At 50.9% G+C, this 12,480-nt stretch carries 7 protein-coding genes; 6 read left to right on the forward strand and 1 reads right to left on the reverse strand.

Features of this window, described 5'->3' with window-relative positions:
- Positions 1–83: 83 nt before the first annotated feature.
- Positions 84–4,769, forward strand: a complete 4,686-nt coding sequence (locus tag CBP31_RS07870; RefSeq protein ID WP_087036099.1) for an ATP-binding protein — start codon at positions 84–86, stop codon at positions 4,767–4,769.
- A gap of 54 nt (positions 4,770–4,823) precedes the next feature.
- Here the strand turns inward: CBP31_RS07870 and CBP31_RS07875 are convergent, their stop codons facing one another.
- Positions 4,824–5,825 carry a 4-hydroxyproline epimerase gene (locus CBP31_RS07875; protein ID WP_087036101.1) on the reverse strand — a complete coding sequence of 334 codons (1,002 nt, stop codon included), beginning with the start codon at positions 5,823–5,825 and terminating at the stop codon, positions 4,824–4,826.
- 136 nt (positions 5,826–5,961) lie between these two features.
- Between CBP31_RS07875 and CBP31_RS07880 the strand changes: the two genes are divergently transcribed.
- The 5 genes from CBP31_RS07880 (at position 5,962) to dctP (ending at position 12,395) form a co-directional block, all read left to right on the forward strand.
- Positions 5,962–7,266, forward strand: a complete 1,305-nt coding sequence (locus tag CBP31_RS07880; protein ID WP_087036103.1) for an NAD(P)/FAD-dependent oxidoreductase — start codon at positions 5,962–5,964, stop codon at positions 7,264–7,266.
- Between the two features lie 35 nt (positions 7,267–7,301).
- Positions 7,302–8,765, forward strand: a complete 1,464-nt coding sequence (nhaC, locus tag CBP31_RS07885; protein WP_087036105.1) for a Na+/H+ antiporter NhaC — start codon at positions 7,302–7,304, stop codon at positions 8,763–8,765.
- A 54-nt stretch (positions 8,766–8,819) separates the two neighbouring features.
- A complete protein-coding gene (locus CBP31_RS07890; protein WP_087036108.1) occupies positions 8,820–9,695 on the forward strand; it encodes a dihydrodipicolinate synthase family protein in 876 nt (291 codons plus the stop codon).
- A gap of 11 nt (positions 9,696–9,706) precedes the next feature.
- A complete protein-coding gene (locus CBP31_RS07895) occupies positions 9,707–11,191 on the forward strand; it encodes an aldehyde dehydrogenase (RefSeq protein WP_087036112.1) in 1,485 nt (494 codons plus the stop codon).
- Between the two features lie 142 nt (positions 11,192–11,333).
- On the forward strand, positions 11,334–12,395 hold the full coding sequence (dctP, locus tag CBP31_RS07900) for a TRAP transporter substrate-binding protein DctP (protein ID WP_227874967.1): 1,062 nt from the start codon (positions 11,334–11,336) through the stop codon (positions 12,393–12,395).
- The last annotated feature ends 85 nt before the right edge of the window (positions 12,396–12,480 follow it).

Genomic DNA, 12,480 nt, shown 5'->3' on the forward strand with positions numbered 1-12,480 from the left:
CGTTAAACACCGTATTTATCGCTTAATGTATCACGTTAAGTAATACACTAACGGCTGCAACGCACCATCAAGGAAGAAGTCGGATGCGCTTATCCCTCAAGAAACAGATTGTTATTATTATTTTAGCCGCCGCCTTTGTGACCATATTTGCGGTACTGCTCACGGCCTATCATATGTTAGTCAATGGCACTGAACGTCAGTTACGCGACAATCAAATGGCCATGACCGCCCGTGCCGCCGAGCAAGTAGGGCAGTTGCTGGCATTGCGCTTGAATACATTAGCCCATATTAGTGTGCTGCTGTCTAATGGCCAGCGCCTCCATTCTATGACTGATCTCAATCATCAGCTTACGCGCCAGCGCAAGATCAATGGCTATGCCATGTTTCCAGATGGCATTGTAGTGCTAGATAAACAGGGGGTGGCGCAAGCGGAGAGCCTGTTTGTACCTGGCCGAGTCGGCGTTGATTACTCGAGTCGACCCCATGTTCAGCAAGTGCTTGCCAGTAAACAAGTGGTGATCAGCCCACCTGTGATCGGGCAAACCTCAGGCCAACCTTTAATTAGTATGTTACAGCCCATCCTCTCGGATGAAGGAGACTTGCTGGGCGTGCTGGTGGGGGTGATTAACTTGGCTCACGCTTCACTTTTGCCCCAGCAAAGCGTCAGGCAAGCGCGGCGCGAGGGCGTGCAGTTTAAGATTATTGACACTCATAATCAGCTGTACGCCTATAACGGCGAGGATAGCGAGCAACAAACTGAGTTAGCGCCTTTACCCGCACCCTTAGTCGATCCGTTAGTGGACGCAGCCTTCTCTGGCTTTAGCTCCGGGATAGCAGAGCTAAACACGCAACAATGGGTGTTTGCGCATACCCGACTCGAGGTGTTGGATTGGGTATTTGTGAGTGCCGTGCCCTATGCCCGAGCTATCGCGCCCATTAAAGCCTTTTTTGTGCGTTTTGCGGCTATCAGTATTTTAATCGGCGTTGTGCTGTCTACGCTGGTTTTTTGGCGAGTCTGGATCTTGATGCAGCCCTTAGAAACTATGACCCGCCAAATTCGCGACATGGCTAGCGAAGGTTGTGATAGCTCGCCCTTATCAGAAGCGGGCGTGACCGAGGTGTCGCGGTTAGCGCAAGCTTTTAATCAACTGACCGCCGAGCGTAAAGCGTTAAGTGAGGTGAAAAATGATTTTGTGGCCGTAATCAGCCATGAATTACGCACCCCGCTTACCTCCATCAATGGGGCCTTAAAGTTATTAGGCTCGGGGTTGATAGGGCCCATGCCAGAAAAAGCGCATGATTTGGCGGAGCTTGCCTTGCGTAATGGCGAGCGCTTGCAACTGATCATTAATGACTTATTAGATTTTAATAAGCTCAGTAGCGGCAAAATGACCTTGGCGCCGGTGCAGATAGCAATGAGTGATTTAATCGCGGAAGCGGTGGCCGCCAACCAGCCCATGGCCAGCAGCTATAAGGTGAAACTACGGCTGCAGGTTGCGGACTCATTAACTGCCTTTGTCGATCCACTGCGTCTGCGGCAAATCCTCGATAACTTGATCAGCAACGCCATTAAGTTTTCGCCGCCCGAGGGCTGGGTTACAGTGCGTGCCGAAACGGTAAAAAGCGGGATACTACGCCTTACCGTGAGCGATCAAGGTTCCGGCATAGCTGCAGATTTTAGTCAGCACTTATTTGAGCGTTTTTCTCAAGCCGAGCATGGCACCATGCGTGCCAGTAAAGGCACCGGCCTGGGTTTGACCATCTGCAAAGATCTGGTGACCTTGATGCAAGGAAAAATCGGTTTTTATAACAGTGCTGGCGCCCATTTTTGGCTGGAGTTGCCGCAATTTACCCCAGACCTAACTCAAGCCTCAACCCCAGCCCTAAGCCCAGATAAGGAACCGCGCCATGACGCCACCGCTGATCCCGCTAATGAGTGGCATCGTCTGCAAGCGCTGTTAAAGACTGGGCTGCTCGATAGTCCGCCTGAGGCGGGGTTAGATCGCATTACGCGCATTGCCCAGCAAACCTTTGGCGTTGAGATTGCCTTGGTGTCTTTGATTGACCATGATCGGCAGTGGTTTAAGTCGCGCCAAGGGTTAGAGGTGTGTGAAACCCATCGTGACTTATCATTTTGCGGCCATGCCATCTTAGATGAAGCGGTATTTATTGTAGAAGACACACTCGCCGATCTCCGCTTTGCCGATAACCCGCTGGTGCTACACGCCCCTGCTATTCGCTTTTATGCGGGCGCGCCTTTACGCACTAATGAGGGCTACCGGCTGGGCACCTTATGCGTGATCGACAAGCAACCGCGAACCTTTAGTGAGCAAGATGCCCAGTTATTACGGGAATTGGCCGATTGTGTGGAAGAACAGATCCGCCAACGCCAATTACTGGAGCTAAGCCAGGCACTAGAGGCCAGTGAAGCGCGAGCGCAGTTGGTAATTGCCAATGCCAGTGTCGGCACTTGGCAGTGGGATCTGCAGACTCAAGAGTGTGAGTTTAATGAGCGCTGGGCGCGGATGCTAGGTTATCAACTGGCTGAGTTAATCCCCATCGATATAGAAACCTGGCGCAGTCGCTTGCACCCAGAAGACCTGCCTAAGCTGGCAGACTTATTAACGCGCTACCTTGAGGGCCTTGAGCCTAAATATGAATACAAGTATCGCATGCGCCATAAGGCGGGCCATTGGATCTGGGTGCAAAGCCGCGGTCAGGTGGTCAGCCGAGACGCACAAGGCCACGCACTAAAATTGTATGGCTCGCACATGGATATTACCGCCGAACACTTGGCCTTGGTGCAGCTAGAGCGTAAAAATCAAGCGCTTGCTTTGCTGAATCGCATCGCGTTTGAACTCAATGGCAGCTTAGATGACAAGATTAATCAGGCGCTGGCGCTGGGCTGCCAATTTTTAGGACTTGATATTGGCATCGCCAGCGAGATTATCGGCGATCTCTATGTGGTGCGTTGGGTGGCGGCGGCACCAGAAATAGGAATGAGCTCAGGGTTGCACTCAGGTCAGCACTTTGTACTGGAGCAGACCTATTGCCAGTTGTTATTACAACAAGCGGGCGTGCTGGCCATTGCCAGCATGGGGGAGTCTGCTTTTAAGCAGGAAGGCTGCTATCAACAATTAGGGTTAGAAAGCTATTTGGCCATTCGCCTAGAAGTAGATGGCCAGTTATTTGGCACTCTTAACTTTTCGGATAAGCAGGCGCGCGCGCAACCTTTTGATGATACGGACCGCATGTTTTTAGGGCTACTGGCCCATTGGCTGGACGAAATACTCAGTAGCAAACAGCATGAAGAGCGCTTAACTAAGTTGCTCGACCAAATGCCGGGTATGTTGTTTCAGTACCGACAATGGCCCGACGGCCATATTAGCTTTCCTTACAGCAGCAGTGGCATTAAAAATATTTATGGCGTCACACCCGCACAGGTACTGCAAGATGCCGGTCAGATTTTTGACTGCATCTATGAACCCGATGTGGCCAAGGTGCGGGCGGCCAACCTGCTGTCCGAGCAACAGCTGGCAACTTGGTATGCGCAGTTTCGCATCAAACAAACCGATGGCAGCTTGCGCTGGGTTGAGGGGCGATCTCAGCCAGAGCGTCTTGATGATGGCAGCACTATTTGGCACGGCTACTTAGTGGACGTACAAGCGGAGAAACAAGCGCAGTTAGCGCAGGTAGCCAGTGAGCAGCGGTTGCGGAGTTTGTTTGAGTTGTCATCGATTGGCATTGCGCTCAATGATTTTTACAGTGGCGAGTTTATTGATGTGAACCAGGCGCTACTCGATGCTACCGGTTTTGATAAAGCGCAGCTGTTGAGTTTGGATTTTCGATGCTTAACGCCGCTTGAGTATCAAGCGCAGGACCAGCAAGCCGCCACCGAGTTACAAGCCAGTGGCCGTTACGCGGCCTACGAAAAAGAATATATTCGCCAAGATGGCAGCCGTTTTCCGGTACGCCAACAAGGGGTGTTAATGACCGAAGCCGACGGCCGCACTTTATTGTGGTCTTTGGTGGAAGATATTTCTGAGCTGAAAAAAGTTGAGCAACTGCAAAAAGAATTTGTCGCCACCGTCAGCCATGAATTACGCACTCCTTTAACCTCGATCACCGGCTCGTTAGGCTTGCTGGTGCAAGGGGTGTTGGGCGAGGTGCCGCCTAAGGTTGAGCAATTACTGCGTGTGGCTTATCACAACAGTCAGCGCTTAAATTTACTGATCAACGATCTGCTCGATATTGAAAAATTAGCCGCCGGCAAGATGTATTTTGATTTACAAACCCATGATTTAACTGCACTGGTCAAGGCGGCGATTGCGATGAATCAGCCTTTAGGCAAAGAACGAGGCGTGGAGCTGCTGTTAATAACCGAGATCTCCGGCGCGCGGGTATTGATTGATAAAGACCGATTCTTACAAGCACTGTCTAACTTACAAGCCAATGCTATTAAGTTTTCACCCGTAGATGGGCGTGTGACGGTGGCTATCGAGCAGGGTGGGGCCGGATATTTTCGGGTGCGAGTACAAGATCAAGGCGAGGGCGTGCCGCTGAACTTTAAAGACCGCATTTTTGAAAAGTTTGCTCAAGCCGATAGCTCAGATACTCGCCAAAAAGGTGGCACCGGCTTAGGCTTAGCCATTACTCGCCAGTTAATAGAAGGCATGCAGGGGCGTGTGGATTATGAGTCAGTCCCCGGCCAAGGTGCCTGTTTCTGGTTGGATGTGCCGGTAGCACCTAATGTGCCAGTAATCCCTTGAGACTGACAGGGGCCGCTCAGGCCTGTGGTGGGCTGAGCGACCTAATTCATTTTATTATTTTACTTCGAAGCCATAGGCATAAGGGTCTTCACTGTCTACCCAGATAGTGTTGTGCCCAGTGACCTGAGCCCAGCCCTGCACGCTGGGCATGATGGCCGGGTAATCCCCGACCTGAGCTTCGCTTTCTATTCGGCCGACGAATAGACTGCCGATAATGCTTTCATGCACAAATTCCTCACCTACTCCTAGTCGGCCTCTGGCGAACCATTGCGCCATACGAGCGCTGGTACCGGTACCACAAGGGGAGCGATCGATGGCGCGGTCACCGTAAAACACCGCATTGCGCGCATGAGCACCCGGCTGGGTCGGCTGGCCGGTCCACATCACATGACTGGCGCCCCGCACAGTTGGGTCTAATGGGTGCACACAATCAACGACTTTATTAATGGCTTCCCGCACCTTAGGTGAATAATGTAATACCTGATCGGCATTAAATGACTCCAACCCAGGAAAGTTAGCCTGAGGATCGATAATGGTGTAGTAATTACCGCCATAGGATACATCAACAGTCAGCTCCCCTAATCCCTCCACCTCTATGGTCACATCTTTATGTGCCAGATAGCTGGCTACGTTATAGATGCGCACCCTTTCTACCTTGTCACCCTTTTGTTCATAGTCGATACGGATTTGCCCCGCCGGCACGTCCAGGATCAGCTTGCCCGGTGTTTTTGGCCTAATTAGCCCGTGCTCTATTGCGCTAGTCACTGTGCCTATGGTGCCGTGGCCACACATAGGCAGGCAGCCACTGGTTTCGATAAACAGCACGGATGCATCAGCCTGTTCGCTGCAAGGTGGATAAAGAATTGAGCCGGACATCATGGAGTGTCCTCGGGGCTCAAACATCAATGCTTGGCGGATCCAGTCGTGATGAGCCAAAAAATCCTGCCGCTTCTCGCTCATGTTAATGCCTTGTAACGCAGGGTAACCCCCCGCAACCAGCCTTACAGGGTTGCCACAAGTGTGGGCATCTATGCAAAAAAAAGTCCCTTCGCGCATTCTTACGTCTCCTTATGAACATATCGACTTGTGAGATCTAGATCATGATTTTACAACTCATTAACTATAATCTCTGGCATCTAGGTATAAATTGTATACTTTATACAATCAAGCGATTTGATGAAGGGATACTCAGATGCAAGACCTGAATCACGATTTAGTGGTCATTGGTGGTGGAATTATCGGCGTTACCTGCGCCTGGCAGCTGATCCAAAAAGGTTACAAGGTATTGCTGCTGGAAAAGGATGACATTGGGCAGGGCGCTTCGTTTGGTAATGCCGGTCATATCGCCACCGAACAGGTATTGCCGTTGGCCTCCCCCGCTATATTGCGACAGTTACCGCGCATGCTGCTGGATCCTCAGGGGCCCTTGCGCTTGGATTGGCGTTACCTACCCCAGATTGCTCCTTGGCTGCTGAAGCTGGTAGCCAATATGCGTCCTCAAGCTCAGCGTAATAGCAGTGCCGGATTGCGTTTGCTTAATGAGGCAAGCCTGTCGGCCTGGCAAAAATTGTTACAGCAAGCGGGGTTGAGCAAATTGCTAAAGGCGGATGGTTCTTTGCTGGTCTGTGAAAGTGAGTCGGCCTTTGACGATCTGTATCAGCATCAGCGGGTATTGGAGGCGTTGGGCGTAACAGCCGAGTCTTGGCCGGGACAGCATCTGCATCAGCAGGTCAGTGGTCTAACCCCAAAAATAAAAGGGGGCCTGTTTTTCCCCGATACGGCGCATGTTATCGACCCCTACCAGTTGGTGGTGAAGTTGTTTAAACAGGCCATTGCCGCAGGCATGGAACAATTACAGGCAGAGGTTCATGGCGGACGTTGTTTGGATAATGGCATTGAGCTGAATACCAGCAAAGGCAAGTTATTCGCCAAGCGGGTGCTGGTTGCTTCCGGTGCTTGGTCTGCGCCTCTGGTTAAGGAGCTGGCGGGTATCAAAGTCCCTCTGGATACGGAGCGAGGCTACCACTTGATGTTACCGAGTGAGACTCATCGCCTACCGATGGCGGTCAGCTCACTGGAGCGAAAGTTCATTATGACTCCTATGGAAGCAGGGCTACGTTTGGCAGGAACCGTCGAATTTGCTGGCCTAGAGCGGGCTCCTGATTATCGACGAGCACAGGGGCTAGTACGCCACGCAGATGCGCTGTTTTCTCAGCCCTTAGATATAAAAGATGCCACTCCTTGGATGGGCTGCCGTCCTTCTTTACCCGACTCTTTACCGGTGATTGACCGCGTCGGCCCCCAAGGGCGGCTGTTGCTGGCCTTTGGTCACCATCATTTAGGGCTGACGCAAGCTGCCGTCACTGCCCAACTCATGTTGAGCCTAGTGTCAGGAACACCGCCTGAGCTCGATATAACTCCCTTCCGCTTAGCGCGGTTCGGGCAACTACCACCCTCGCATACTTTCAATAACAGTGTTTGTCTGCCCGGATCATAAAGCTGATCGGACGCGTCACAACAGGGAGAACGTATATGGATATTAAGCAGTCAACTCCGGCGAATGCTATTCGCCTACCCAGCAGCATTGAGGTGCTGGGGTTACTCGCGGCCTTTATTGGCGTCATGTATTTGTTTTTAAATGTGTGGTCCTTACCCATTCAATTGGCACTACTGGTGTCGTGGTTTTTGGTTATCGGCCTAGGTATTCGTTTAGGGCTTAAATATGACGTTATTCAAAAAGGCTTATTGGGAGGGATCCACAACGGCATGGAAGCTGTGTTGGTGCTTATCACCGTTGGCGCCCTAATCGGTACCTGGATTGCCGGTGGCATAGTGCCGAGCATCATCTACTACGGCCTCTCGGTGATGAGCCCCAGCATCTTTCTATTTGCGGCTTTTATCATTTGTGCCCTGACCTCGTTGGCGACCGGCACCTCGTTTGGTACCGCAGGCACTGCAGGTATCGCCATGATGGGCATTGGTCATAGCTTTGGCATCCCCATGCCGCTGGTCGCGGGGGCCGTTATATCTGGCGCCTATGTGGGTGACAAGTTATCCCCGCTGTCTGATACCACAGTAATGACGGCATCGCTTTGCCGAGTGGACTTGATTGATCACATCAAATCAATGCTCTACGTCAGTGCGCCGGCCGCCCTGATTGCCAGCTTGTTATTTTTGGGTGTGGGTTATTTCTATGTCGACGGTGCCGCCGATACTAGTCGCGCGGATGCGGCCATGGTGGCGCTCGCCGAGCAGTTCAACATCAGCTGGTATCTGCTATTACCGACATTGGTCACCATTACGCTGCTAGCGATGCGCAAGCCATCCATTCCGGTCATCAGTTTTGGCGCTGTGATGGGCATCATTTGTGCGGTGTGGTTTCAGGATGTGGCGGCGTTAGATGCTGTTAATACTGCCTACTTTGGTAACTCCATGGTCTCAGAAGTGGATTTTCTTAACACCCTGCTGAACCGAGGCGGTATCGAGTCCATGTTTAGTGTCATCGCTCTGGTGCTGTTTGCACTTGGGTTGGGTGGCTTGATGGAGCGGATTGGCGTATTGACCGTTATCAGTAATGGCTTTCTGTCTTGGGCAGATAATGCGGGCCGGCTGACCTTATCAACGCTGTTGGGTGGCTTCTTTGGCAACTTCTTCGGTGGCGCAGCTTATGTATCACTGATTACTGCCAGTACCATCACCGAGAAAAACTATGACAAGCAGGGTATCGACCGTCGGGTTTTATCTCGCAATGCCGAGGCGGGTGGCACCATCACCACGCCCATGGTGCCTTGGTCTGACGGCGGTGTCTTTATGGCGGCCACGTTAGGGGTGGGTACCCTCAGCTATCTGCCTTTCTTGTGGTTCCATTTTCTGGTGCTGATCATCTCGCTGATTTATGGCTACTGCAATATTGCAATTTGGCGCACTGGTGCTGACAGCACAGTGACGATTAACGACCCCGAAGAGAGTCTGGCTCTGGCTAAAATATCTTCATAACGTAACTTTTTCGGGCCTGTGCTCAGGCCCATTATCACGATAAGGAAATAGATAATGAAAATTCAAGGTGTAATGGTTCCCGTGGTTACTCCGTTCAATCAAGACGGTCATATCGATTATCCAGCACTGGCGGCGTTGTTGGCCCATCAGTTAAGTGTGGGTGTCAGCGGCATTGTGGCTTGTGGTACTACCGGTGAGTATTACGCACTGAGTCAAACTGAGCGTCGCGAGCTGATGGCCTTTATTGCCCAGGAAGTAGGAGACAAGGCGTTACTGATAGCCGGTGTTAACGACACCCATTCTGCAGGTTCTATCGCTAAGGCGTTGGAGGCCAAGGAACTGGGTTATCAGGCTCTGATGCTGGCTCCGCCCATCTATTGCCTGCCAGAGCAGGATGAAATCATTACGCATTACCAGACTGTGAGCCGCGAAGCGGGCATGCCCATTATTATGTATAACTTTCCGGCGCGTTCTGGGGTGGAAATCAGTCTCGATGCCATCAAAGTATTGGCCAAGGATCCCAATATCGTTGGTATCAAGGAAAGTAGCGGCGACTTTACCCGAGCGGTGACGCTGCTCAACATGGGCCTGAAAGACTTTGAAGTGGTCTGTGGCTCAGATGATCAGGGCGCTGATTACCTGTTTTGGGGCTCCCGCTCTTGGATTGGCGGTGGCGCTAATTACTTAGCTGCTGATCACGTCAATATGATTGAAGCGGCCAAGGCTGATGATTGGCAGCAGGTGAGAAGCATCATGGCCCGCATTCTTCCGGTACTACAGAACATGGAATCCGGTGGTTATAACCAAAAGTCTAAGCTGGGCTGTGGCCATATCGGTTATCCAGTGGGTCCAGTCAGGGCGCCTTTGTCTCCGGTGAGCAAGCAGGATGAAGATGGATTTTTAACGCTGTTGGCTCAGGCCCTGAAATAAGGAGATTAAGCATGTCGGTACAAATTGAAAACGTGTTTGCTAAGGCAAAGCAGGGTGAGTTGCGTGCTGATGCCATTATCGTTGGCTATACGCCAGGTAATCAGACACTGGAAGCGCGGGATCCCTTTGATGAATCAGTTATCGGTCAGGTTGAAGCCTGTACTGAAGAGCAGGTTAACTTGGCGGTCGCGGCCGCTCGGGCGAGTTTCGAGCAAGGCGAATGGCGTAAATTGGCGCCGGTTGAGCGTAAGCAACGCATGCAAGCTTGGGTGGCGTTACTAGAGCAACATCAGGAAGAGCTAGCGGCGCTCGATTGTGTGGATGGCGGTAAGCCGATCAGCGAATGTCTGAAAACGGATATTCCGGAAACCATCAATACTCTCGCTTGGTATGCGGAAGCGGTAGACAAGGTGTTTGGTAAGGTGGCGCCAACGAGCGATGACATTCTAGGCTTGGTCGTCAATGAGCCCATCGGTGTGGTCGCCGCCGTGTTGCCTTGGAACTTTCCGGCCATGATGTTTGCCTGGAAGGTGGGCCCAGCTTTGGTCACCGGTAACTCTGTGATTGTTAAGCCGGCTGAGCAAACATCACTTAGCGCCTGGCGCATGGTGAAGCTGGCCCATCAGGCAGGGATCCCTGAAGGTGCTTTGCAGCTGGTTACGGGTCTGGGCGAGCAAACCGGCATGCCGCTGGGGCTACATCCAGATGTCGATATGGTGTCCTTCACAGGTTCCACTGAAGTGGGTCGTTTGTTCCTGCAGTATTCGGCACAAAGTAACCTAAAAGAGATCGTGCTGGAGTGCGGCGGTAAGAGCCCGCAGCTGGTATTCGATGACGTAGAAGATTTAGACTCCATCGTTGACGATGTATTAGCGGCAGCCTTCTGGAACATGGGTGAAAACTGCAGCTGCGGATCTCGCTTACTGGTTCAGAAGGGCATTAAAGAGGCGTTGCTGGATAAGCTGTGTTCTCGCCTAGAGAGTTGGACTGTGGGAGATCCCAAAGAAGCGGCCACCATGATTGGCCCCATGGTAGAGCCGGTTCACTTCAATAAAGTAAAAGCCATGGTCGAGCAGGCTAAAGAGCAGGGTGCTCGGCTGCGTTACGGCGGCAATACTCCCGCCTTGGGTGCTGGCCACTTCGTGGAGCCCACCATTTTCGATGAAGTCAGTCCCGACATGACCCTGTTCCAAGACGAGGTATTCGGACCCGTACTGGCGGTAACCGAATTCTCTAGCGAGGAAGAGGCAATAGCATTGGCCAATAATACTCAATATGGTCTAGCAGCCTCTCTCTATACCAGTCATATCGGACGAGCTCATCGAGTCTCTCGCGCGCTGAAAGCGGGCACGGTTTCCATCAACTGCTTTAGTGAAGGAGACATTACCACTCCTTTTGGCGGCTATGGTCAGTCTGGCTTTGGCGGCAAAGATAATGGTCTAGAGGCAATGGAACAATATCTACAGAAGAAAACTATCTGGTATAACCAAGCCTAAATGAATAGTTAATAATATGGCGTCATCTTAATGGATGACGCCATTTTAATAAAAGTAAAAGATACTTAATCTTCTGCTTATGACGCTTGCCATTCTTTTTTCATGACGAGAGAAAAGAAAATACTTTTCAAAAGGATATGAAATGAAACTAGCTAATACCTATAGTGCCGTAATCACAGCTTGTGCTATTTTTATGGCACCGATGATAGCAGCAAAAGAAGTAACGTGGAAAGTTCCGACATCTGTCCCTGAAGGGTCTTTTTTCTACAATAATTTTCTAAAACGATTCAATGATCATTTAGCAGTTTATTCAGAAGGTGAATTGAAATTAAGGACCTTTGGTGCTGGTGTAGTCGTACCTGCCTTTCAGGTATATGAAGCGGTTCAGGATGGTATTGTAGAAGCAGGACATTCTACCTCCTCTTATCTTGTTAATCAGGATCCAACCAATGCTATTTTTGCCGGTTTTCCCGGTGGCATGTCGCCTGAGGCCACGATCACTTGGCTATATGAGGGAGGCGGGCTAGAAAGCCTACAACAATACCGACAGGAAACCATGGGCCTGCACACTATGATTGTCGGGCTGGGTACCTCGGAAATTCTGGCTCACGCCAATAAGCCGATTCATAGCATTGCCGATTTTGAAAACCTCAAATATCGCACATCGGGAGCTTGGGCTGGCGTATTAAAAAACTATCTGCATGGCGTTCCTACTGTAGTGCCTCCGGGAGAAATATATACTTTGCTGCAGCGCAAGGGCGTAGATGCCGTGGAGTGGGCCACTCCTGGTTCAAACATCATGGAAGGATTTCATGAGGTGGCTCCTTATATTATTACGCCTGGTATTCATCAGCCCACTTTCGTATGGGAGTTCTTTATGAAAAAAGAACGCTGGGATGCACTGTCTCCGGAGTTACAAAATCGTATCGAAGATGCCGCTCGCCTTACTACCATGGAGTCATATCTTCATTTTGCTCATGAAGATATGAAAGCCATGGATAAATATAAGGAATATGGCATCGAGGTGATTACTTTGGATAAGGATGTCATCGCACAGATAAGAGGGTTCGGCCACCAATGGATGCAAGAGAGGGCGAGTGAACAGTCAGCAAAAGGTAATCCGCATATGCAGACATTACTTAAGGATTATTTAGCATACCAAGAGCGTTGGGCGAGAAACTCTTCCGTATTAGTAAGAGACTGAGTTGCTTACCCGATAACTCTCTGACGCAAGGTGGAAAGCTGGCGGCCTATGCGGGCTGGCTTTTCATTACTTGTAACTTAAACAT

It is taken from the genome of Oceanisphaera profunda (genome assembly GCF_002157895.1).
Taxonomy (GTDB): domain Bacteria; phylum Pseudomonadota; class Gammaproteobacteria; order Enterobacterales; family Aeromonadaceae; genus Oceanimonas; species Oceanimonas profunda.

Coding starts and splice junctions, on each gene's coding strand:
- CBP31_RS07870 (WP_087036099.1), top strand. CDS start 84: ATGCGCTTATCCCTCAAGAAACAGATTGTTATTATTATTTTAGCCGCC.
- CBP31_RS07875 (WP_087036101.1), bottom strand. CDS start 5,825: ATGCGCGAAGGGACTTTTTTTTGCATAGATGCCCACACTTGTGGCAAC.
- CBP31_RS07880 (WP_087036103.1), top strand. CDS start 5,962: ATGCAAGACCTGAATCACGATTTAGTGGTCATTGGTGGTGGAATTATC.
- nhaC (WP_087036105.1), top strand. CDS start 7,302: ATGGATATTAAGCAGTCAACTCCGGCGAATGCTATTCGCCTACCCAGC.
- CBP31_RS07890 (WP_087036108.1), top strand. CDS start 8,820: ATGAAAATTCAAGGTGTAATGGTTCCCGTGGTTACTCCGTTCAATCAA.
- CBP31_RS07895 (WP_087036112.1), top strand. CDS start 9,707: ATGTCGGTACAAATTGAAAACGTGTTTGCTAAGGCAAAGCAGGGTGAG.
- dctP (WP_227874967.1), top strand. CDS start 11,334: ATGAAACTAGCTAATACCTATAGTGCCGTAATCACAGCTTGTGCTATT.